Raw genomic sequence first — 22955 nt, 5'->3', positions numbered from 1 at the left:
TAAACGAGCAGAAAGAGTCTGAAGATGAGTTACGAAGATATCATCCTTGAAAAGAAAGAAGGTTGGGTGGAAATCACCATCAACCGGCCAGAAAAACTGAACTCGCTTCGCGAAACCACGGCCCAGGAGATCCTGGACGTGCTGCACGAAGTGGAAGGCCAGCGTGAAGTGACTGCAGTGATTCTGCAGGGAAGCGAAAAAGCCTTTTGCACGGGTATCGACACCAGCGAGTTCACCATCGGTGACAACGAGTACTTCGACTTCTATCGCAAGCGCAAGCGTTCGCGCAAGGTCAATCAACTGTTTCGCGAACTGCCCAGCTTTACCAAACCGGTGATCAGCGCGATCGAGGGATTTGCGCTGGGTGGCGGCCTGGAGCTGGCGTTGGTCGGCGACATCATTGTCGCAGGCGCCAACGCGCGATTCGGCCTCCCGGAAATCAAACTGGGCCTCATGCCTGGTGGTGGCGGCACCCAAACGCTGCCCCGCTTGGTCGGGCCAGCTCTGGCAAAGGAACTGATGTGGACCGGCCGGCGCATCACGGCGCAAGAGGCGCTCGAATTCAGGCTGGTCAACCACGTGACGGACGCCGGCAAGGCCATAGAAAAGGCCCGGGAGATAGCCGGCAATATTGCGGGCAATGCACCGCTTTCGGTGATGTTTACCAAGGCCGTCATCGACCGGGGCATGGATATGCCTTTGGCTGAAGGCATGGCGGCCGAGGGGGACGTGTCCTTCATGTTGTATTTCACGAAAGACCGTCAAGAGGGTCTCAACGCGTTCCGTGAGAAGCGCACACCTGGATTCAAAGGAGAGTGAGTGATGAAGCAAAGAGAAATCGCCATTGCGGGCTATTCCGAAACGCCGATTGATTTCAAGACGGGGCGCAGTGCCTATGACCTGGCCGGTGAGGCACTCGATCTATTGTTGGAAAGCACAGGCATTGACAAAAGCGAGATTGATGGCCTGTCGGTGACGACGGCCTTGTCTGAGGCGCAGAATCCCTTCTTTGCCGTGTATATGACGGAGGCCCTCGGCATCACGCCGACGTGGCTGAATTACGGAGGAATCGGCGGCTGCTCTGCTACGGGAGGCATTGCCCGGGCTATGTCGGCTATTCGTGATGGAATGTGCAAGCTGGCCGTGGTGATGTCGGCGGATGCTCCCAGTTCTGACTGGCGCTCGAACTACGGCGCTTATCGTGGCGAGTTCCAGGACCCTCCCGGAGTGCAAGGACCGCCGGCGAGCTTCGGCCTGCTGATGAGCCGCTATATCCATCAATACGGTTTGGATTCAGAGGCGCTCGGCAAGATTGCTGTCACGCAACGACAACACGCACTGCATAACCAGAACGGCTACAAGAAGTTCCAGAAAGAACTGACCATGGACGACTACATGAACTCGCGGGTCATTTCCGATCCGCTTCGTGTATTCGACAGCGTCATGTTTTGCGATGGGGCCAATGCATTTATCGTGACTACCGAAGAAAACGCAAAGCGTCTGGGGCTCAAGAAGAAAGTCTATCCGGTGGCTTATGGTGAGGTGACGAACTTTAATGGTAGCGATCCGCTGGCGGACATCACACTGTCGGGTTTCACAAAGATAGGTCCCGAGGTGCTGCGTAAAGCGGGGCTGGCGCCGAAGGACGTGCGCATGTTCCAGCCCTATGATGATTTCACCATTGCCGTGATGATGCAGTTCGAGGCATTCGGTTTCTGCGGCATGGGTGAGGGTTCTGATTTCACGAAACGGACAGATCTCTCGTTCAGCGGCGACCTGCCGCTGAACACCGGTGGTGGCCAGATCTCCGCGGGTCAGCCAGGGCTGGCCAGTGGCGGCCTCAATCTCGCGGAAGCCGTGCGTCAGATGTTCGGCGAAGGTGGCGGCCGTCAGGTCAATGATCCACGCAATGCGTTGGTCACCGGTATTGGCGTTATTCCTTACGGTCGCAACTGGGGAACCAGCTCGGCCATGGTTCTGGAGGCTTGAATATCATGAGCGAAAACAATGTAGTCAACGCGGCACCTGTGCGTCCCGTTCCACGCCAGTCCGTTTATGTAGACACCAAGCCGTTTTGGGATGGCATCGCTGAAGGCAAGCTGGTGCTGCAATACTGCACAGAAGCCGAGCGTTTTCAGCATTATCCACGCCCAGTCAGTCTTTATACCGGTCGGCGCACGCTAGAGTGGCGTGAGGTGTCGGGTCAAGGCTTTATCTACGCCTGCACGGTAGTGCGTATTCCAGGACCAGGGGTAGAGGGACGCATTCCCTTGTGTGTCGCCACCGTCGAATTGGACGAGGGCGTGCGCATGATTGCCAACGTGTTGAATTGCTCTCCCTCTGATATCGCGGTGGGAAAGCGCGTCAAGCTGGCCGTCGATCAGCTCGCCCCGGGACATGCATACCCGGCCTTCGAACTCGCCTGATATCACCATGCGTCTAGAACATTTCCTGGCAGCACATGCGCTGCGCACGCCCGGCAAGACTGCGGTAGTCGTGGGCGAAGCGTCGCTCACCTATGGGGCCTTGCTCGCGAGCTCACACTCGCTTGCCGCCGGTCTCGCGCGGGCTGGCGTCAAAGCCGGAGACAGGATCGTCGTGTATTTGCCGAACTGCCTGGAGTTCGTGCAAATCCTGTACGCCGCGTTCTCCATAGGTGCGGTCGTCATTCCGGTAAATACGCGCAACACCCCCCGCGAATTGGTCTATTTCGCACAAGACAGCCAGGCCCGCGTGCTCGTGTTTCACATGGATTCGGCACAGGACCTGAACGACGTCGATGCCGATCTCGCTGGCATTCGGAAATTTGCGGTGGGAGGCGATACTCCCGGCGCGGAGTCGTTCTCCGATCTCTTGGTTCCTTCGGATGAGCGTACCCCCGAGGTGCCGCTGGAGCTGGATGACGCGATGATTCTTTACACGTCCGGCACAACGGGTCAGCCCAAGGGTGCCGTACTGACTCACGCGAATTTCGTTATCAGCAATGCCTTCGTCAATGCGGTGGAATGGGGGGTAACGGCGGACGAGGTGTTTCTTGTGACAACCCCTTTGGCTCATCGTACAGGGCTTGCCCGTTTGATGAATTCCATGTGCCTCGGTGCCAAGCTCGTCGTCATGAAGCGCTTTGATCCGAAAACCGCCGTGGAGGTGATAGACAGGGAACAGGTCAGTGCGCTAGGCATGGTGCCAACAGTAGGCAGAATGCTCATGCCGGTATTGGAGCAACGGCCCGGCAGCTGCGCTAGCCTGCGTCATATCATCGTGACAGGCGAGGCCTTTCCTGTGGAACTTAAGCGCCGCATGATCAGCATGCTGCCGAATGTACGCCTGCATTCCTTCTTTGCCATGACCGAAGTGGGCTCGGTCACCGTTCTCAATCACGAAGAACAATTCACGCATCCTGCATCGGTGGGCCGCGTCACGCCCGGCGTGCAAGTCAAGCTCGTTGATGAAAACGGGCATCAGGTTGCCGTCGATGACGTGGGGGAGATTCTGGTGCGCTCTGGCGAAGCGGGCCGCTTTACCACGATGAAGGGCTATTTTGGACGCCCCGATGCGACGGCCAGCACCATTGTTCATGGCTGGGTGCATACCGGCGATATGGGCCGTTTTGACGCCGATGGATATTTGTATATCGTTGATCGCAAGAAGGACATGGTGCTCAGCGGCGGCTTCAATATCTATACGAAAGAAGTCGAGCAGGCTCTCCAAGAGCACCCGGCCGTGAGTGATGCCGCGGTGGTTGGTGTTCCCGACGAGTTATTCGGAGAGGCCGTTGCCGCATTCATCGAATTGCGCCCCGGCATGAACGTCAGACCTGAAGATCTAATAGAGCACACGCGCACGCGTATCGCCAGCTATAAAAAACCCAAACATGTGGTCTTTATGGACGCGCTCCCCCGCAACGGCGTGGGCAAAGTACTTAAGGCCGAATTACGCGAGCTTGCGCTCGAACGGATCTAGAAGATCATGCTGAGACCTGAAACCGCCGAGATCGCGGCTTTTCGAACGGAGGTGCGTGAATGGATGGAGGCCAATGTACCTGCCGCACTGAAGCACAAGACATTTCGCCCTCCACCCAGGGACGGTATGCCCTGGTATCGTGCGCTGGCCCATCGTGGTTGGATTGCACCGCACTGGCCCAAGTCGCACGGGGGGATGGGCGCATCGCCCGTGGAGCAGGTCGTTCTCATGGAGGAAATGGCCGCCGCGGGAACCCCGGACATTCCTACGCAAGGCCTTAACCATATCGGCCCCTTGCTGATTGCTCGAGGGACGCCTGAACAGCAACATCGCCATCTTCCTGCGATCCTTTCCGGAGATGCTATCTGGTGCCAGGGATATTCCGAGCCCGGTTCAGGGTCGGATCTGGCAAGCCTGCGCACGCGAGCAGACATTCGTAGCGATCATTTGATCATCAACGGCCAGAAAATCTGGACGACTTGGGGGCATCACGCGGACTGGATGTTTGCGCTAGTGCGCACATCAACTGAAGGTAAACCCCAGCAGGGCATTACCTTTGTACTGATCGACATGAAAACGCCAGGTATACGCGTGCGTCCTATTACCACTATTGCACGCGATGACGAGTTTGCCGAAGTTTTCTTTGACGATGTGGTGGTCCCCATCGAAAACGTGGTCGGCGATATCAACGCTGGATGGCAGGTAGCAACGGCAGTACTCAGCGAGGAGCGCTTGCGCATTGGCGCTCCTGGCCAGGCGTTGAGAGCGCGGGAGCGGCTTCGGATGATGCTTCGGGCGCATCCCGATGTCGCCGGCGATCCTGTGATACGTGATGCGGTTGCTCTTGCCGAGATTGAGGTACAGACACTGATTGCCGCCTATCTGGACGCAGCCGAAGCACAGGAGAAAGGCATCGCTGCCGACAGTTCCTATCTGAAGCTCTTGGGAACGAATACGGTGCATCGCCTGCTTGACTTGGTACGTACGGTTTCCGGACCCGCCGCCGCTTTGTGTCTGGCGGAGCGTAACGGGGTAGACATGCTCGATTCGACCGAAATGTTTCTACAGGCGCGCAGATTGGGCATTTACGGGGGCAGCAGCGAGGTGCAGCGCACACTGATTGCCACACGCGTGCTGGGTTTACCTGTTTCGGCGGCAAAAGGGGGAAGCAAAGCGTGATTGAAGAACATGATCAGCAACTGCGTATGGTTGCACAAAGCGCCGCGGATTTTGCACAGGCAACGGGAGGGGCTAGCCATGCTCGAAAGGTGAGCGATGGTGCCCCTGTCTGGGATCTGGAAGATTGGCGAGCCATGGTGGAATTGGGATGGCTCGGCATGGCGGTATCCGAAGAGGCTGGTGGTCTGGGGCTGGACGCGACAGCCATCAGCGCCGTTGCCGCGGAGTGTGGCCGCGCACTGTTAATGTCACCCATTGCTGCTGCATTGGCCGGTGCATACCTATTGGCTGAGGTGTCGGGGAAATCCCCAGATGCCGCACGCGCATTTGAGTCACTCATGAACGGCGATGAGTGTGTGGCATTTGCCGAGGCACAGGATGCACCGGCAGGCGATCACGTGCGAATAACCCTGGTGGCGGACGGTGATTCAGCCAAGTGGTGGCTAGTGGCGCGTGGAGAAGGTCCCGGTTTCGAGGTACGCCTGATACGAGCGGATCAGCGTGAGCTGCGATTGTCCGCACGAATGGCAGTTGACGGCTCGCATCTCGCCAACGCACTCGTGGAGCGAGTTATCTGGGATCAATCCGCCTTGCTGCTCGATGGCGAGGCCGACTATGCCGTTTGGTTAGGTGCGCGGTCGCTGTTATTGATCGCTGAGGCAGCTTATCTGGCTGGATTGGCCGACTCGGCCTTACGTCTCGCGGTTGAGTACATGTCAGTGCGAAAGCAGTTTGGTGTGCCAATTGGTTCATTTCAGGCGCTACAGCACCGAGCGGCAGATTGCTATGTCGACGTCAAAGCGTCAGGCGCACTGGTGAACGAGGCCGCGCGCGCATGGAAAACCCCACAGGGTGTTTGGGCTGCCGCGGCGGCGATACACCGGGCGGCAGAGACCTCGCTGCGGGTGACCAAGGAAGTGGTGCAATTTCACGGCGCCATCGGTTTTGCTGACGAACATGATGCAGGTCTTTATTTGCGGCGGGCCATGAGCGTGGGGGCCAGACACATGCAACCGGCTCTCGTGATGCTGCGCAAAGAGGCACCATTCACCGAAAACCAAAAATTCGGTTGATGCCAGGCCCCGCACCATTCAAAAATCCCATGCCACGCTATTGGCTACTCCGCCTCAAACGCCATTCGTAATACGTGAGATAGAGACCGCTGCCAATCACAATGGTGCTTCCCAGAAAGGTGATGGGCAGCGGCACTTCGCCCCAGATCAAATAGCCGAGCGCAACGGCCATGACGATCCGAACATAGCTGACGGCGCCGCATAACGACGGAGGCGCCATCCGGAAGGCTTGCGTCTGCTGATATTGGCCAATGGCGCCGGATATACCGGCGCCGCCCATCAGTGCCCAACCATACCAATCGGGTTGCCGCCACCCGAGCGGCAGCCACAGTGCGCCCACGACCGTAGCCAATAATGTGAAATAGAACACGATAGCCAAGGGATGTTCGCTGCCGCTTGATCGGCGAATCATGACCATACCCACTGCATATAAAAAGGCACTCAATAGCGCAATGGCTACCCCCAGGCTCAACGCCCCCTGGCCTGGCGGCGTAATCAGGACAATACCGGCAAACCCCAGCAGTACAGCGCTCCAACGGTTCACGCCCACGCGCTCACCCAACATCGGTGCCGACAATGCGGTGATCATCAAGGGGCCGACAAACGAATAAAACGTTGCATCAGCAAATGGCAGCAGATGATAAGCCCAGAACGAGGTCACCATAGACCCGACTACCAAGGCGGACAGGTAGCACATAGTGCTCGTTCGGCCGCAACGCAGCGTGGATAACCCACCCTGCCATCGCAGCACGCAAAACGCGGGAATGAGCGCAAAGGCACTGCGCAAGAACAGCACTTGGCCAAACGGATAGGCTTCGATGGCCAATTTGACGAACGCGTTCATCAGCATAAACGCGCCCATGGCCACCAACATGCTGATGATGCCCCGACTCAGTTGCACGTCAACAGGACGGGCTTGGGCAATAGGTGCAGAAAGGCGCGGCGTCGACATGTTGAAAGGACTAGGCAGCCGCCCGCCTATTCGCATATATCGCCTGGCGCATCAACAACCCCGGCGTGGGGTGTTGCGTGTGCCGGGCGGCCTCGTACACAGGCGCATCTTCCGCAAAATGGCAGGCCGCCTGATGGCCGGTGGACATCTCGCGCAGTGTGGGTGTTTCGGCCTTGCAGCGGTCTTGTGCCATGGGGCAACGCGTATGAAACCGACAACCCGAGGGCGGGTTGATCGCGCTGGGAATATCGCCAGCCACCGGGGCAACGTTATGACGTGCGGCGGGATTCGGGTCGGGTGCCGCAGCCAGTAACGCCTGTGTATACGGGTGACGAGGATTGCGATAAATGTCCTGCTTGCTACCTATTTCAACCAGTTGTCCGAGATACATCACGCCGACACGATCTGCAATGTGACGGACCACGGCCAAGCCATGCGAAATAAATAGATAGGAGAAATCGAATCGATGCTGCAGGTCTTTGAGCAGATTGACGATCTGCGCCTGAATGGACACGTCCAACGCGGATACGGGTTCGTCACACACGATCAGTTTGGGCGACAAAGCGAGAGCGCGCGCAATACCGACCCGTTGACGTTGCCCTCCGGAAAACTGGTGGGGATATCGCTCTGCGTGATAGGGGGCCAGGTCCACCAGACGCAGCAACTCCTCTACTCGACGCTTGCGCGATACAGCATCGCCCACCCGGTGCACATTGAGCGGCTCAGACAAAATCTCACCTACCGTCATTCTGGGATTCAAACTCGCGTAGGGATCTTGAAAAACGATCTGCATGCTTTTTCGCAAGGGATTCATCTCGGCGCGTGTACAACGGGTAATGTCCCGCCCCTCGAAGAGCACCCGCCCTTCTGTGGGTTCAATCAATCGCATGGCCAATCTGGCCGTGGTCGACTTACCGCAACCTGTTTCCCCGACAATCGCCAGCGTTTCGCCACGCATCAACGTCATGCTGACATTGTCCACCGCTTGAACGGCACCTACCTGTCTGCGCAGCACCATGCCGTCATATACGGGATAGCGCTTGGACACACTTCTGAGTTCCAGCAAAGGCGTCGTCATACGTGTTGCTCCAAGGGCATATTCCAACAGGACGCGCGGTGCGAGTCACCCAACGACTCGAGCACCGGAGAGTCGTGGCGACATTGATCGGTAGCGAATAAGCAGCGCGGGTTATATCGGCACCCGGCGGGATAATTGAACGGCGGCGGCACCGTGCCGGAGATCGTCAACAGCCTCTCCACGTCCACATCCATCCGCGGCAGCGACGCCATGAGCCCCAAGGTGTACGGGTGCTGAGAATCCTCAAAAATCGCAGCCGCTGATCCCGACTCGACGATTTTTCCCGCATACATGACCGCCACGTCGTCCGCACACTGTGCCACCACCCCGAGGTCGTGCGTGATCAGAATGATGGCCATGCCGGTGTCCTGCTGCAGGTCGCGCAACAGACTGAGAATCTGCGCTTGAATGGTCACATCCAGCGCCGTCGTGGGCTCATCGGCAATCAGCACAGTGGGCTTGCAAGCCAGCGCCATTGCAATCATCACACGCTGGCGCATACCGCCGGACAACTGATGCGGATACTCGCTAAAACGTCGCTCTGGTGCAGAGATACGCACCTTGCGAAGCGACTCGATAGCCATCGTCTTGAGCTCGCTCGCCGGTAAATGGTGGTGCGCCCGTACGGCTTCCATAATCTGAAAGCCCACCGTATGCACCGGATTCAAGCTCGTCATGGGCTCTTGAAAAACCATCGCGATACGATTGCCACGTACGCTGCGCATCTGCCGTTCAGACTGTGTGCGCAGATCCACGCCTTCCAATAACACCTGCCCTTCGCATACCCGTCCTGGCGACGGAACCAAGCCCATGATGGACAGCGAGAGCATGCTTTTACCCGAACCGCTTTCGCCAACGATACCCAAGGTGCGTCCTGCCTCCAGCGTCAGGCTGACCCCGTCAACCGCACGCACCTGTCCCAAACGGGTATCGAAAGCCGTAACCAGATCCCGTAATTCCAGAACGGGTGTAGCCATATCGGCCTCCTAGTTGAGGGGAAACGTCAGCGGCGCAACATCGGCGATAGAGCGGTTGGCCACCAAGTCCAGCCCAGGGAATTTCTCGATCGCGCGCTGTTGTGCTTCCTGGACCCCGGCCGCCGCTGCCGCACGATCAATCGTGAGCACCTCTCCATTCTCGACCACCTTTGCGCCGTCGACGTACACCGTATCAATGGCACGCTCTCCGGCGGCATAGATCAGGCTGCGTACGGGATCACGATACGGGCTCATCATGGGATGCTTGAGGTCAACCAGCACCACATCCGCTTTCGCGCCCACTGCCAGACGCCCGATATCGTCACGTCCCAACGCCGTCGCCCCGCCTATCGTGGCCGCATTGAAAATTTCCGTTGTGGTCGTGGTGCGTGGATCATCCGCCATCAATCGCGCCAGATATGCAACGTGACGCATCTCGTCGGTCATGTTGTGGGGATAAGAATCGGTACCGATGCCCATATTGACCCCGGCCCTGCGATAACGACCGAAATCACGTAAAGCCATGCCTCTACGCATGAAAATGGTCGGGCAATGCGCAACGGTCGAGCCGGTGTCGGCCAAGATAGAGAGGTCCGTTTTGGTGTGCCAGGCCGCCCGAGGATGATCGTCCAGAAAAATTCCGTGACCGACGATGCTGCGCGGTTTCAGTACCCCTAGAGAATGCAACCACTGTATGGGCGTCACGCCATGCCGACGGGTCATCTCATGAAACTCGGGCACGGATTGCGCCGCATGAATTTGCCACGATAAATTGCGGCGCTCGGCTTCCTGCCGGCTCGCTTTGATCAGCTCAGGCGTGCAGGTGTCGACCTGCGCGGGCGTGACCATCCCGAACAGCCGCCCGCTCGAGTGCGAGCAGGCTTTATCGACCAATTGCAAGGCAGCCTCCATGCTGCGTTCCCCTGCCTTTTCATCCCAGTCGTACTCCACCAGATGTCCGTTGCGGGTGTACCACTTTGCCGATTTGAACAGCGGCGCAATACAGCCCCGAATTCCACTGGCCGCCATGACATCGATCCATGTTTCGTGCGTCCCGGACATATCGACCAGCGTGGTGACCCCGCTAAGCAATAGCTCCCCGAGCGCTTGATTCAGGCAATGCGGGGCAGCCTCTGCATCACCGCGCATCAACGGCATCACCTCGTAGAGTCCGGAGTTGTATAGCCCCGGCGATCCCACTTCGTCTGTGTACCCCTTGTTCAGCGGCTCGCTGGCAGGGTGGGAATGAATGTTGATGAGCCCTGGCATCACCAACTTGCCCCGACCATCGACCTCTTCCACCCGCTCGCCGGCTTTGGAAACGTAGCCCGGTCCCACATGCACAATGACGTTGCCATCGAACGCCACATCAGCGTCGTTCAGATAGACGTGCTGAGCTGCTGCCGCATCCCAACCAACGACAAACTCTGCATTCTTTATAACGGTAATAGTCATGATAGGTTGCCTATTTCCTTTTCAGTTTTTGACTCGAATGTCCAAACCCTTGTAGAGCGCTGCGCCGTACAGTCCGTGGGGCTTGATCCCCTCTACCCGATCATTCGACACGTTCCACAACTGCACATTGACCAATGGCGCCCACACCGCCTGTTCCGACAAACGCTTTTGCAGCGCCTTCGTAGCAGCCACGCGGGACTCGTCCGTGGTCGCGGCTGACGCCTGCGCCGCCAATTCGTCCGTCTCTTTATCGTTCCAATTCATTCGGTTGGGGGTAGGCATCTGCGTGCTGCGGAAATAGAAATTGGCCCACTCGCTGACTGTGATGTACGGCAGGTTCATAATGAACGCATCAAATTCCTGCGTCGCGAGCTTGCCCCATACCGCCGTGTTATCCCAGAGCTGAATCCGCATATCGATGCCGACCTTACGCAGATTGGCCTGGATCGTTTCGGCCAGACGTGACGTCACATCATTGCGGCTGCCATACACCAGAAAAGATGCGCGCACGCCGTTCTTTTCTCGGACACCGTCGGCGCCCGGTTTCCAGCCAGCTTCGTCCAGCATGGCCATGGCGGCCGCAGGATCGTAGGCAGGCAACAGGCCTTCTGAACCGGGGTCGTAATCTACGGCGTTCGGATTAGCCATCGTTCGCCGAGAATCGGCGCGTCCGAAATAGATCGCCTTCACAATCGTGTCTCGATCGATAGCGGCGTTAATTGCCCGGCGAACAACCAGATCCTGCATCACCGGTTTGTTAACACGAAACCCCAGAAAATAATCATCAATGGCGGCGGCCTGGTGGGACAACTGCATCCCCGGTACGCGCTTCATACTCTCTAAAGCGAAAGTCGGTACGTTCTGACTGGTGTCGCCCTGGCGTGACTGAATCGCAGCCATCAGCGTGTTGGATTCCGGCACCACCTTCCAAATGATCTGGTCGACCTGAGGCGATGGGTTTTTATAGATGGAAGGCCCCCAGTTGTAATGGGGATTTTTGGTCAACACCAGTTGCTGACGCGGCGTCCAACTCTGCCAACAATAAGGTCCCGTGCCGTTAAAGCCCTGTGTACCGAAATTGGGCCCCAATTTTTCTACCGCGTTTTTGTCAACGATCGACGTGAACGGTAGAGCAAGCTGATACAAGGTATCGCTGAAAGGCGCAGACAGGATGTAGTCAATGGTATGGTCATCGACGACCACGACATCCTTGATCGGCCCGACCTTGTTTCTGATCGGAGACTTATTGGCGGGATCGGCAAGACGTTTCAAACTGTAGGCAACGTCTTCGGCCTTCATTGGCCGACCATCGCAATATTTGACGTCCTGACGCAAGGTGAACCGATACCTCAAGCCGTCGTCAGAGATTTCCCATTTTTCGGCCAATCCGGGTTTCACAGTTTTTAGGTCGTAATCCATACTGACCAAGGTATCGCCCAGCATGAACATCACCTCGCCCATTCGAGTGGACGTGGTGCGAATCGGGTCGTAGGTGTCTGCGTCCGCTACCCGTAGCACAGTCAAGACCGAGGGCTGCTGCGCCATCACGGGCAGTGCTGCGCCGGCCACCATCATGGTGCTCAATACAATAGATAAACGACTCGAAAAATGCATTGCCAAACCCCTTAGTCTATAGTTCTTGGATAGAAGAAAACTAGCTGCGTAGCTTTGGATCGAGTACATCGCGCAGTGCGTCACCCAGCGTGTTAAAGGCGAGCACAACGATAAAAATGAGCAGACTTGGCAACACAGAAACATGTGGCGCAAAGAACAAGAAAGTCCGCCCTTCGGAAGCCATCGAACCCAACTCCGCACTCGGCGGCTGAGCGCCTAAGCCAATAAAAGAAAGTGCGGCGCCAAGCAAAATGACCTGACCGAAGCGCAGCGTGACAAACACCATGATCGAGGACATACAGTTGGGCAACAGGTGGCGCCGCCAAAGATGGAGATCGCTCACACCCAGGGCTCTCGCACTTTCTATATATTCCTGCTGCATGACGGTTAATGCCGCGCCACGTACAACGCGTGCCATCAAAGGCACGGAAGAGATGGACAAGGCCACCACGACCGCCCACAACCCAGGCTCCAGAATCGCGGCGATTGCAAGCCCGAACAGAATCGTTGGAAACGACAATAAAATATCCATCAAGCGCATCAACAGCCCGGAGACCGGCGGATAGTAAGCCGCGGCTAATCCAATCACCGCACCGGTGGCACAGCCCACGATCACGGCTGTCACGGCCATGAGCATGGTCGTTTGCAAGCCAAAGATCAGACGGGAAACCATGTCGCGACCTTGCGAGTCCGTGCCCAGCCAACCCGCTTCGCCAGGCGGCTTGAGCGCATTGGCCATGTCGCCGCTCCAGTGCCCTTGAGGTGCGATCAAGGGTGCGAACACGGCCACGACAAAAATCAAAATAACTACTGTTAAAGAAATCGCGCCAGCGGGATCTCGCATCAGCAACCTGAATGTCGAGGGAGCGGCGGCAATGGCCGGATCGGCAACATTGGGGACGGGCTGTGCATTACCACCAGGTACGGCGGAACTGACCGCCGCGGCATCGCGCTTTGCGAGTTTGAGGAAAGGGTTCATCTCGTCTCCTCAAGTACGCAGGCGCGGGTCGAGTGCGGTGTACAAGATATCGACCGTCAGATTGATGAAAATAAAACCGAGAGCCAGAATAATGATCGTGCCCTGCGCCATTGGAAAATCGCTGGAGAGAATCGCGCCTACGGCTAACCTGCCTACGCCCGGCCAGCTGAAGATTGTCTCGGTGACCACCGCTCCGCCCAGCAAAAATCCAATCTGCAAGCCAAGCAAAGTCACCACTGGAATCAGCGCATTGCGCAGAGCATGGCGCATCATCACGACGTGGCCGGCCAAACCCTTGGCTCGCGCGGTGCGGACATGATCTGCGCCAAGCACATCAATCACCGCTGTGCGCGTCATGCGGGCGACCGGTCCGACAAATACCCCACCCAATGTCAACGCCGGCAGAATGATTGCTCTGAACCCCTCAAGCGTCCACAGTGGCCCGGCGCGCCCGGTAAACGGTAGCCACTGCAATTTGAAACCGACGCCCCACACCAGCAAGAGCCCGACAAAAAATACCGGCACGGACACGCCCGCAGTAGAGAACGCCATCACGAAACGATCGAACAATGTGCGTTGATAACGCGCGCCTAATGTGCCCAACAAAATACCCAGAGGAATGGCCCATATCAACGAGGCAAACATCAGTTCCAGCGTAGGCCCGATCGTATTGGCCAACTCGTTGATGACAGGCACGTTATTAATGAGTGACACACCGAAATTACCCTGCAGGAGCTGCCAGACATAAATCGCGAATTGCACATATAGTGGCTTGTCCAAGCCCATTTCAATGCGAATGGCTTCGATCACGTCTTGTGTCGCATTAGGTCCAGCACGCACGATCGCTGCATCACCTGGACCGGCCTGCATCAACAAAAAGCCAATCAGCAAGACGCCGAACATCACTGGGATGGCGAGTAAAAGGCGTAGCAATGTTTGCCTCAGCATAGATTTCCCATAAATATGTGATCGATCAAATATGCGGCAAGCCGTCACGCATGCTCTGAATGTGTGATGCCCGTGTGACGGGCATCACACTCAGGTCAATACGTTGGTGGGGTAATAGCCCAAACCACCTCAGTAGGTACCAGGCCCGGGTTGCAGTAGCGATGTGGTTCAGTACTCAGGAACGAAAAGCTATCGCCTGGGTTCAATACGAAATGCTTACCTTGCACCCACAGTTCCAGGGTGCCGCGAATGACGACACCAGCTTCCTCGCCGCGATGACTGTACGCATCACCGCTGTCCGAACCTGGGTCTAGAACGCAAACCAGCAACTCGAGCTGGCCGGAAAGATTGGGAGAAAGAAGATAGTCCGCTACGCCGGATGCAAAGGACAGCCGCCTGCGGCATTCGGCTCGCACGACGATGCCGTCATCGGAAGGGTCTTCTGGCTTGCCTTCGGGAAAAAACCAACTGATCTGTACACCGAGCGCCCGAGCAATTTCTTGCATTGCGCCGATGGTGGGCTTTGCCAAGCCGCGCTCCAGTTGGCTGAGATAGCCAATCGACTTTCCGCACCGCTGCGCCAGCATTTGCAGCGAATAAGCTCTTGCTTTGCGCAGATTCTTGACTTCGTTGCCCAGCCACGCCGACGAGTCGGTATGGCTGTCCTGCTCTGGCTGTAGCGGGGCTGCGATCGGTACCACGGGTTGCTCCGTAAAGAGACTTGCACCACCTGGAAAACGGATCTGATTTTCACAATTCTGAAATTTTTTGCGGATTTTTTATATAAGGACTAACCCCAAAACGGAAAACGCTTACTGTGTCCCGTTGAATATCGGTGCACTTGTAAAGAAAACGATGCTTTTTTTCACGTTACATCAGGCGGGTATAGCAGCTTGGCACCCGGTCCCGCCTAGCCAGTCGTGCAACAATTGCCTCAGGCTCCCTTTCTACCGCGAGGCCCCCGCATGCCCCTGAGCGCCGAAGACCTGAATCTAATCTCACAACAGACGCTGCGCCATTACGAAGATCGTGCCGAAGAATTCCGCGCCGCTACGCTCGATCACGACGTCAGCCAAAACATCGCTGCACTACTGGACAATATTCAGGGCCCGCCACCGTATCGCATCCTGGATTTCGGCTGTGGCCCCGGACGGGACCTCCGCGTCTTCGCGGCGCGCGGCCATCATGCCATCGGGCTGGAAGGTGCAAGCCGGTTCGCAGAAATGGCGCGCGAGACTTCAGGCTGCGAGGTATGGCATCAAGACTTTCTAGCGCTCAATCTGCCGACTGCCTCCTTCGACGGCATCTACGCCAATGCATCGCTGTTTCATGTGCCGAGCCAGGAGCTACCGCGCGTGCTCGCCGATCTACGTGCCGCGCTGAAAACGGGCGGCGTCCTGTTTGCTTCCAATCCCCGCGGCACCAATGAGGAAGGCTGGAATCGCGGCCGCTACGGTGCATATCACGACATCGACAGGTGGCGCCGCTATGTGGAAAACGCCGGCTTCACGGAAATCACGCACTACTACCGTCCCGCCGGTTTACCCAGGGACCAACAACCATGGTTGGCCAGCGTGTGGCGCGCCACTCCTTCGGTCGGGAGGGCACCGTAAATACCTGCTATCACCATTTGACCGAACATCAACGAGAAACTAATTTCCCGGCGCTCCATCGCTTCCAAGAGCAAGGAGTTTCTCGATCATTCTTACGCCTATAGCCGATCTGCCCTCGCGGCTGAGCCTATACATCCTCACTCCTGAGGCGCGTCGCTCGATGAGCGCTGGCGCGCCGGGCCGTCGGCGGCACTCAGGTTATAGGCAGTATTGACCAAACCGATATGCGAAAAACCCTGCGGGAAATTGCCGACAAGGCGCTTGCGCACCACATCGTACTCTTCGGCCAATAGTCCCAGATCATTGCGCAGCGACAGCAGGCGATCAAACAAGCGATGCGCATCATCGAGTCTGCCCTGCATGATGTAGGCATCAGCCAGCCAGAAGCTGCATACCAGGAACACGCCCTCGTCTCCTGGCAGGCCATCGTCGCTATGCTCGGTCGAATAGCGCAGCAGCAGACCGTCGCGCAATAACTCGCGCTCGATCGCCTGCACGGTACCCGCCACGCGCGGATCGTCTGGCGGTAGAAAGCCTACTTGCGGAATCAACAGCAAGCTGGCGTCCAGCGCCGTGCCACCGTAATACTGCACGAAGGTGTTGCGCCCCGCATCATAGCCATGCGTGCATATGTCCTCGCGGATCTCGGCGGCCAAGGCACGCCAGCGGTCCACCGGGCCTTCCAGGCCGAAGCGTTCACAAGACTTCACGGTGCGATCCAACGCCACCCAGCACATCAGCCGCGAATGCGTGAAGGCCCGGGGCGGCCCGCGTACTTCCCAGATTCCATGATCCGGCTGTCGCCATAGATCTTCGAGCGGCTTGAGTAATACCTTCTGCATACGCCAGGCCTCGGCCAGCGGTGCCAGGTCGGCCACTCTCGCGGCATGCAGGGTCTCGATCAGTTCGCCATACACATCCAACTGCATCTGCCCGGCCGCGCCATTGCCCAGGCGTACCGGCGCACTGCCCTCATAGCCCGGCAACCAGGGAATATCGTGCTCGGGCAGCCAGCGTTCACCAGCGATGCCATACATGATCTGCAGCTGATTGGGGTGACCGGCAGCTGCACGCAGCAACCATTGCCGCCAGGCCTCGGCCTCTTCCCGATAGCCGGCATTCAACAAGGCATACAGAGTCAGAGCCGAATCTCGCAGCCAGCAATGGCGGTAGTCCCAGTTACGGCTGCCACCCAGTTGTTCGGGTAGCGAAGTCGTGGGCGCCGCCACGATGCCGCCGGTCGGCTGAAAAGTCAGCAGCTTCAGCGTGATCAACGATCGCACCACCGCGTCACGCCGTGCGTCTGGTCCGTTGTCCCAGTGGCATCGCTTGGCCCATTCGTGCCACCACGCAATGGTGCGGTCCATGCTCTCCATGCGATCGGGCACAAAATGCGGGGTCTTGTGCGAGCGGTGGTACGACAGGGTAAAGGGTACGGTCTCGCCTTCCCGCACGGTGAAGCAGGCCACGCTTTTCATGTCGCGGCCTTCCAACGGCACGGGCGTATGCAGCTCGACGGCATCGGGCCCGGCGATGGCGCTCAGGCCGTAATCGCGCCGCCGCACCCAGGGAACCGCCTGCCCGTAGTTAAAGCGCAGCGTCAATTCCATTCTCATGTCGACCTGGCCCGACTCGCCTCGAACAATGCGCACCACATCTACCCGTTCTTCTTCATCGCTCAGGGGCATGAAGTCGTACACGAGCACAACGCCGGAGGGCGTCTCATGGCGGGTTTCCAGTACTGCAGTATCCGGCAGATAGCGACGCGTGGTGGTGTATCCTGATTGGCTGGGCGCCACCAGCCAGCGGCCGTGGCTCTCATCACCCAGCAAGGCGGCAAAGCACGCTGGCGAATCGAAATGCGGCAAGCAGAGCCAATCGATGGAACCATCGCGTGCCACCAGCGCCGCGGACAGCATGTTGCCGATCAGGCCATAGTCTTCAATGGGCTTTGACATGATGTTCACCCCGCACCGCGAAACGCAGGATATAAGGTCATGCCGCCGTCGACGAATAGTGTGGAACCGGTCACGTAGTCGGAATCGTCGCTGGCCAACCAGGCGACGGCACGCGCCACGTCCTCTGGTTCGCCGATACGCCCGTACGGAATCAGCTTGAGCAGCGACGCCATGCTTTCCGGTGTGTTCCAGGCGGGCGCGTTGATGGGCGTGCGTATTGCGCCGGGTGCCACGGCATTGACGCGAATCTTCATCGGAGCGAGCTCTTGCGCCAACGACTGCATCAACAGTGACACGCCCCCTTTGGACGCGGCATAGTTGGCTTGGAATGCCCACGGAATGACCTCATGGACCGAACTGATGAAAATGATCTTGCCGATGGCCGCGTTGTTCGGGGGTGCGGGTTCGCGATTCAGGAAGGCCCGGGCCGCGGCGCGGGCACACAAGAATTGGCCGGTCAGGTTGATGTCGATGACCTTCTGCCACTGAGCCAGTGTCATGTCCTGAATGGCCGCCGGCTGTTCGATGCCGGCGTTGTTGACCAGGATGTCGACGCCTTGGTAATGATCCGCAGCTACCCGGAACAAATGCTCGACGTCTTCTTCGCGACTGACGTCGGCGGCAGCTGGGATGGCCTGGCCGCCCGCGCGGGCAATTTCCTGCACGACCTCGACACCGCGTCGCTCGGAGTCTTCGTTGGGACGGTGGTTGACGACTACGCGCGCTCCCGCTGCCGCCAATTCCAGGGCGATGCCACGCCCAATCCCTGAATTGGCTCCCGTGACAATAGCCACGCGCCCGGACAGATCTACCCCATGCCGCATAGTGCTCTCCTTGCGACGGGCGGTTCCGGTATTGCTGCTGTTGTGGATCCGCAGGTGCCGCTCTCGATAGCCAGGGGTCAGCTTAGCCCTTGATGGGGCATGGGTTCAACCCCGGCGCCTGATTTCGAAGAAATCCGGGCATCCATGAGGCACATTACGGCATCACGACCTTCGTGCACTATATCGCCGCGGAGCTCGCCCAATTGACGTTCTGAAAATGCGTACGTAGATGATCGACAAACAGCCGGACTTTGTAAGGCAGATAACGCTTGCTCTGCACCATGGCGTAAATATCCAACCCCTGGCACTTGAAGTCCGGCAGCACGATTTGCAACTGCCCCTGCGAAATCAGGTCCTCGACCATATAACGCGGATGCATCGAGATGCCGTAGTGACGGCGCGCCAGATGCAGAATGGATTCGCCCAGATTCGAGTTAAAGCTGCCGCTGATCTGAACGGTGTGAACTTGACCTTTTTTGTCGGTCAGCTGCCATTGGCCCATGGGCGCTTTCAGCGTGTGAATCAGGCAGTTGTGGTTTTTCAGATCTGACGGTCGCTTCGGGCGTCCCACACGCTCAAGATACTCTTGCGTGGCGACCAGCACCTGCGGCACCACTGCCAACTTGTAGGCAATCTGGCTGGTATCGCGCAAGTGCGGCGCGATACGCACCGATAGATCCATGTTCTCGGCGATCAGATCGCTGCGTCCGTCATCCAACTGCATGGTGACCTGCACATCTGGATAAGACTCCAGAAAGGATTGGATAGCCGGCGCCAGATGCACTGCCCCGAATGAAGGCGGCGAGCCGACACGGATACGCCCCTCGGGCCGCTGCACCGAGCTGCGCACCATATCCCTCAGGTCGTTCAATGTCCTCGTGACGCTGTCGGCATTACGCAGCAGAATCTCGCCGCTCTCGGTGAGGCTGACCCGTTTCGTATTGCGCTGTAGCAGTTGCGTCTCAAAGGTCTGCTCCAGCCAGGCGACTTTCTTCGTAATCACCGATCGGCTTGTTCCCAGACGCTCCGCCGCCCGGGTAAAGCTCAGCCCTTTAGCGACCTCCACGAAAACTTCGATGCATTCAACGGTGTTCATCGGGAGCTCCGCATAGTGTTCTCAAAACGGAAACACTCATTTTGCCATCTCTGCGTATTCACATGGCGCCGCGGTCCCTAGAATCGTCACCAACTTGACCGATGGCTCTGATTATGGCGCTTCCCGACTTCGACTATCACCTGTACGGCACGCATGTCCGATTCGCCCGGGGTGCAGCCAATGGCCTGGCCGACGAGCTGGCGGCACTGGGCTGCACGCGTCCGGTTGTCCTCATGCAGCGGCGTATGGCTGAATCAGCGGTATGGTCCCATCTGCGCAGCACACTGCGCCACTTGAATCTCCATGTGTACACATCGGTGCCCACGCACGGTAGTGTCGAATGGATCGAAACGGTTGTTCACGACCTGCAAGACAGCGGCTGCGACAGCATCGTGGCGCTGGGCGGCGGCAGCGTGTCGGATTCGGTCAAAGCGCTCGCGATGCTATTTGCCGAAGGCGGCCGCCTGGCAGACCATGCCACGCGTTTTACTCCGCCGGCCACTGTGGACATCCCAGTGCGCACACAGTCCAAGCTACCGATCATCGCGCTGCCCACCACAGCATCCGGCGCGGAAATCACGCCGTCGTTTGGCATACGCAGCGGTTCGCGCAAGCTGCTGTTCTGGAACCGTCACCTCGCCGCGACCACGGTAATCATCGATCCCGAACTCAGTCGCGACATTCCTCTGCAGCGCATGCACGCCACCGCCATGAATGGTCTGGCCCACTGCTTTGAGGGCATGTATTCGCGCAACCGCTCGCAGATGGCTGACGCGATTGCGCTTCAAGCGATTGAACTATTCGCACAAGCGCTGACCGGCCAAGCCGAAAGCGTGGACGATGAGCGCGACACACTGATGGCTGCCGGCCATCTGTCAGGCGTCGTGCTCTCGATGGCGAAGACCTGTCTACATCATGCGATTTGTCATGTGATTGGCGCTCGACATCAGGTAGGACATGGGGAGGTCAACAGCGTCGTACTGCCCCACGCGCTGCGCTTTAACGAGCCCGCATCGCACGACATGCTGACGCCTGCCCTCCAGATCCTGACCCGCGTATCAGGCACGGCCCATCGCAACGTCGCGGACTGGCTCGCACAGGTGAGCCAGCAACGGGGTCTGCCCATGCGGCTGTCCGAACTCGGCCTGACAGGCGCAGATCTGCCCGCCATCGCTGAACAAACCATGCACGAGCGCGGCCTCGCTGTTAATCCGCGTCCCGTCACTCATTCTGACGAGGTTCTGGCCATTCTGCGCCAGGCCTTGTAATGCTTATCAAGGAAAAAACTATGAGAATAGAACCCAAAATCGGCGGCATGGGCGCCACGATTTACGACATCGACCTGTCTCAACCGCTGACCGAAGAACGCTATCGGGCCATCGAACAGGCCCTGGGCCGTTACGGCGTCATCAGCTTCCCCAAACAGGCGCTTACCGCCAAGCAACTGCGCGACTACGCCGAAAATTTCGGCACACTGGAAATCAACGTCGCCAATATGTTCCATGACCCCGAATATCCCGAGGTCATGATCCTCTCGAACATCAAGGAAGACGGCAAGCCTATTGGCCTGAGCGACGCCGGCCAGGACTGGCACACCGACATGTCCTATAGCAAGACGATCGCTTTCAGCAACATCCTCTATGGCATCAAAATCCCCATGCGCGATGGCGAACCCCTGGGAAACACCGAGTTCTGCAACATGCATGCGGCATACGAAGGACTGCCTGAGACACTACAGCTCGAGCTCGAGGGCATGACCATCACGCATGACTTCAACAAGTTCTGGGAAATGATGCGGCGAGAAAAAGGTAGTACGCGCCCCCCGCTGACCGAGGAGCAACGCAAGCGCAAGCCTCCTGTCTCGCATCCCGTTTTCCTGACGCACCCTATCACCGGCCGCAAGGTGCTCTACGCCAACCCCGGTTATTCGATGCGCATCAACGAATTGTCCGAAGCCCGCAGCAACGAAGTCTTGGAATTTCTGTTCCAGCATCAGCTACAGGAAAAGTACCAATATCGTCATCGCTGGGCCCAGGGCGACGTGCTGATGTGGGACAACATGGGCACCATCCACAACGCGGTGGCCGACTACGGCCCCGACGAGCACCGACTCATCAAGCGATGCCAAGTCATGGCAGACAAGTATTTCCCCGATCTCTATTGAGCGATGCTGCCGTGCAGGCAGCTATGTACATAACAAACCCAAACAGGAGACAGCATGAAACTGATCAAAAAGTTTGCCATCGCCACCGCGACAATGTTTTGCATGGCAGGCGGCGCGGTCCAAGCGGAATACCCCGAGCATCCAGTGCGAATGGTGCTGGGCTATTCGGCTGGCGGCCCCACCGACGTCATTGCGCGCGTGGTCGCCAAAAGCATGAGCGAGCATCTAGGCCAATCCGTGATCGTCGAAAACAAGCCCGGCGCCAGCGCTCACATCGCAGCCAACGACATCATGAACTCACCTCCGGATGGTTATAAAGTTCTCGTGACGTCACTGACACTGAACGTCAACCCCCTGCTCTATCCGGACCGCTACAACTACGACGCCACCAAGGCTTTTGAGCCGGTCAGTAATTTCGCCAGCCTGCCGATGGTGCTAGTGACAAACTATGACTCACCATACAAAGACCTCAAGAGCCTCATTGCTGATGGCAAGGCCAACCCGGGCAAGCTGACGTTTGGCTCTTCGGGTGTAGGCGGATCCGCTCACCTCGCAGCGGAAATGCTGGGTGTGCAAGCAGGCCTGAAAATGACCCACGTGCCGTTCAAAGGCAATGGCCCGGCGCTGCAGGAAATGATCGCCGGCCGTATCTCGTTCATGTTCTATCCCAGCATCGGCATCGCGAACTATGTGGCCGACAAACAGCTGCGTGTGCTGGGCGTGGGCACCCGCGAACCGCATCCTGACTTTCCCGGTGTGCCGACGCTGGAGAGCCTAGGCCTGAAAGGCTTTGACGAGGGCGCCCCGTTCGTCGGCATGCTGGCTCCCGCTGGCACACCACCCGAGATTGTCAACAAACTCAATAAAGCTGCCGTCGCCGCGCTGTCGGACCCGCAAGTCAAAGAGCAGTTGAACAAGCTGGGCGCTCAAGTGATTGGAGACTCGCCCGAGGAGTTTCGCCAGTTCCTGATCGCCGACAAGGAGCGTTGGGCCAATGTGATCAAGCTGGGCAACGTTAAGCCGGAATGATCTGCCGGAGGCAGAGGTAAACATCGTCGAGCTCAAGCAATAAGCAAGGGCCG

At 58.0% G+C, this 22955-nt stretch carries 21 protein-coding genes; 10 read left to right on the top strand and 11 right to left on the bottom strand.

What is annotated here, in order from left to right; translation table 11 throughout:
* Positions 1–24: 24 nt before the first annotated feature.
* Genes ACNA0J_RS02565 through ACNA0J_RS02540 form a run of 6 tightly spaced genes read left to right on the top strand, consistent with a single transcriptional unit; the run spans position 25 to position 6215 of the window.
* Positions 25–819, top strand: a complete 795-nt coding sequence (locus ACNA0J_RS02565; protein WP_415816079.1) for an enoyl-CoA hydratase/isomerase family protein — start codon at positions 25–27, stop codon at positions 817–819.
* Positions 820–822: 3 nt separating this feature from the next.
* Positions 823–1989, top strand: a complete 1167-nt coding sequence (locus ACNA0J_RS02560) for a thiolase family protein (RefSeq protein ID WP_415816077.1) — start codon at positions 823–825, stop codon at positions 1987–1989.
* 5 nt (positions 1990–1994) lie between these two features.
* Entirely contained in the window at positions 1995–2426 is a 432-nt protein-coding gene (locus tag ACNA0J_RS02555) for a Zn-ribbon domain-containing OB-fold protein (RefSeq protein WP_415816075.1), read from the top strand.
* A gap of 7 nt (positions 2427–2433) precedes the next feature.
* Entirely contained in the window at positions 2434–3963 is a 1530-nt protein-coding gene (locus ACNA0J_RS02550) for a class I adenylate-forming enzyme family protein (protein ID WP_415816073.1), read from the top strand.
* 6 nt (positions 3964–3969) lie between these two features.
* Entirely contained in the window at positions 3970–5142 is a 1173-nt protein-coding gene (locus ACNA0J_RS02545) for an acyl-CoA dehydrogenase family protein (protein WP_415816071.1), read from the top strand.
* Positions 5139–6215, top strand: coding sequence for an acyl-CoA dehydrogenase family protein (locus ACNA0J_RS02540; protein WP_415816069.1), 1077 nt, complete (start codon positions 5139–5141; stop codon positions 6213–6215). Before ACNA0J_RS02545 ends, ACNA0J_RS02540 begins: the two co-directional genes overlap by 4 nt.
* A gap of 37 nt (positions 6216–6252) precedes the next feature.
* Here ACNA0J_RS02540 and ACNA0J_RS02535 read toward each other — a convergent pair whose 3' ends face one another.
* The 8 genes from ACNA0J_RS02535 to ACNA0J_RS02500 form a co-directional block, all read right to left on the bottom strand.
* Positions 6253–7167 (bottom strand): DMT family transporter, encoded by a 915-nt coding sequence (locus ACNA0J_RS02535; RefSeq protein WP_415816067.1) that lies wholly within the window; start codon positions 7165–7167, stop codon positions 6253–6255.
* Positions 7168–7177: 10 nt separating this feature from the next.
* Entirely contained in the window at positions 7178–8245 is a 1068-nt protein-coding gene (locus ACNA0J_RS02530; RefSeq protein WP_415816065.1) for an ABC transporter ATP-binding protein, read from the bottom strand.
* Complete coding sequence (locus tag ACNA0J_RS02525; RefSeq protein WP_415816063.1) at positions 8242–9222, bottom strand: ABC transporter ATP-binding protein; 981 nt, start codon at positions 9220–9222, stop codon at positions 8242–8244. The genes ACNA0J_RS02530 and ACNA0J_RS02525 overlap by 4 nt, the downstream gene beginning before the upstream one ends.
* Before the next feature lie 9 nt (positions 9223–9231).
* On the bottom strand, positions 9232–10677 hold the full coding sequence (locus ACNA0J_RS02520; protein WP_415816061.1) for an amidohydrolase family protein: 1446 nt from the start codon (positions 10675–10677) through the stop codon (positions 9232–9234).
* 21 nt (positions 10678–10698) lie between these two features.
* Positions 10699–12291 carry an ABC transporter substrate-binding protein gene (locus ACNA0J_RS02515; protein ID WP_415816059.1) on the bottom strand — a complete coding sequence of 531 codons (1593 nt, stop codon included), beginning with the start codon at positions 12289–12291 and terminating at the stop codon, positions 10699–10701.
* 40 nt (positions 12292–12331) lie between these two features.
* Positions 12332–13135 (bottom strand): ABC transporter permease, encoded by an 804-nt coding sequence (locus ACNA0J_RS02510; protein WP_415816057.1) that lies wholly within the window; start codon positions 13133–13135, stop codon positions 12332–12334.
* A 144-nt stretch (positions 13136–13279) separates the two neighbouring features.
* A complete protein-coding gene (locus tag ACNA0J_RS02505; RefSeq protein ID WP_415816055.1) occupies positions 13280–14218 on the bottom strand; it encodes an ABC transporter permease in 939 nt (312 codons plus the stop codon).
* Between the two features lie 95 nt (positions 14219–14313).
* Positions 14314–14919, bottom strand: coding sequence for a cupin domain-containing protein (locus ACNA0J_RS02500; protein ID WP_415816053.1), 606 nt, complete (start codon positions 14917–14919; stop codon positions 14314–14316).
* 264 nt (positions 14920–15183) lie between these two features.
* Here ACNA0J_RS02500 and ACNA0J_RS02495 point away from each other — a divergent pair, with 264 nt between their 5' ends.
* Positions 15184–15831 carry a class I SAM-dependent DNA methyltransferase gene (locus ACNA0J_RS02495; protein WP_415816051.1) on the top strand — a complete coding sequence of 216 codons (648 nt, stop codon included), beginning with the start codon at positions 15184–15186 and terminating at the stop codon, positions 15829–15831.
* A gap of 137 nt (positions 15832–15968) precedes the next feature.
* Here ACNA0J_RS02495 and ACNA0J_RS02490 read toward each other — a convergent pair whose 3' ends face one another.
* The 3 genes from ACNA0J_RS02490 to ACNA0J_RS02480 form a co-directional block, all read right to left on the bottom strand.
* Positions 15969–17789 (bottom strand): glycoside hydrolase family 15 protein, encoded by a 1821-nt coding sequence (locus ACNA0J_RS02490; protein WP_415816049.1) that lies wholly within the window; start codon positions 17787–17789, stop codon positions 15969–15971.
* 5 nt (positions 17790–17794) lie between these two features.
* Complete coding sequence (locus ACNA0J_RS02485; RefSeq protein WP_415816047.1) at positions 17795–18613, bottom strand: glucose 1-dehydrogenase; 819 nt, start codon at positions 18611–18613, stop codon at positions 17795–17797.
* A 178-nt stretch (positions 18614–18791) separates the two neighbouring features.
* On the bottom strand, positions 18792–19709 hold the full coding sequence (locus ACNA0J_RS02480) for a LysR family transcriptional regulator (protein WP_415816045.1): 918 nt from the start codon (positions 19707–19709) through the stop codon (positions 18792–18794).
* Between the two features lie 113 nt (positions 19710–19822).
* On the opposite strand from ACNA0J_RS02480, the gene ACNA0J_RS02475 reads away from it, so the two are divergent.
* From ACNA0J_RS02475 to ACNA0J_RS02465, 3 genes are read left to right on the top strand one after another with little or no spacing between them, the layout of a single operon-like run.
* On the top strand, positions 19823–20977 hold the full coding sequence (locus ACNA0J_RS02475; protein ID WP_415816043.1) for an iron-containing alcohol dehydrogenase family protein: 1155 nt from the start codon (positions 19823–19825) through the stop codon (positions 20975–20977).
* A gap of 20 nt (positions 20978–20997) precedes the next feature.
* Positions 20998–21873, top strand: a complete 876-nt coding sequence (locus tag ACNA0J_RS02470; protein ID WP_415816041.1) for a TauD/TfdA dioxygenase family protein — start codon at positions 20998–21000, stop codon at positions 21871–21873.
* Positions 21874–21927: 54 nt separating this feature from the next.
* A complete protein-coding gene (locus tag ACNA0J_RS02465) occupies positions 21928–22902 on the top strand; it encodes a Bug family tripartite tricarboxylate transporter substrate binding protein (protein ID WP_415816039.1) in 975 nt (324 codons plus the stop codon).
* Positions 22903–22955 lie beyond the last annotated feature (53 nt).

The sequence above is a fragment of the Bordetella tumbae genome (genome assembly GCF_965139195.1).
In the GTDB taxonomy this organism is placed as follows: domain Bacteria; phylum Pseudomonadota; class Gammaproteobacteria; order Burkholderiales; family Burkholderiaceae_B; genus Bordetella_A; species Bordetella_A tumbae.
Note: the sequence above shows the minus strand (reverse complement) of the source record. Positions and strands in the feature narration are given on the sequence as shown.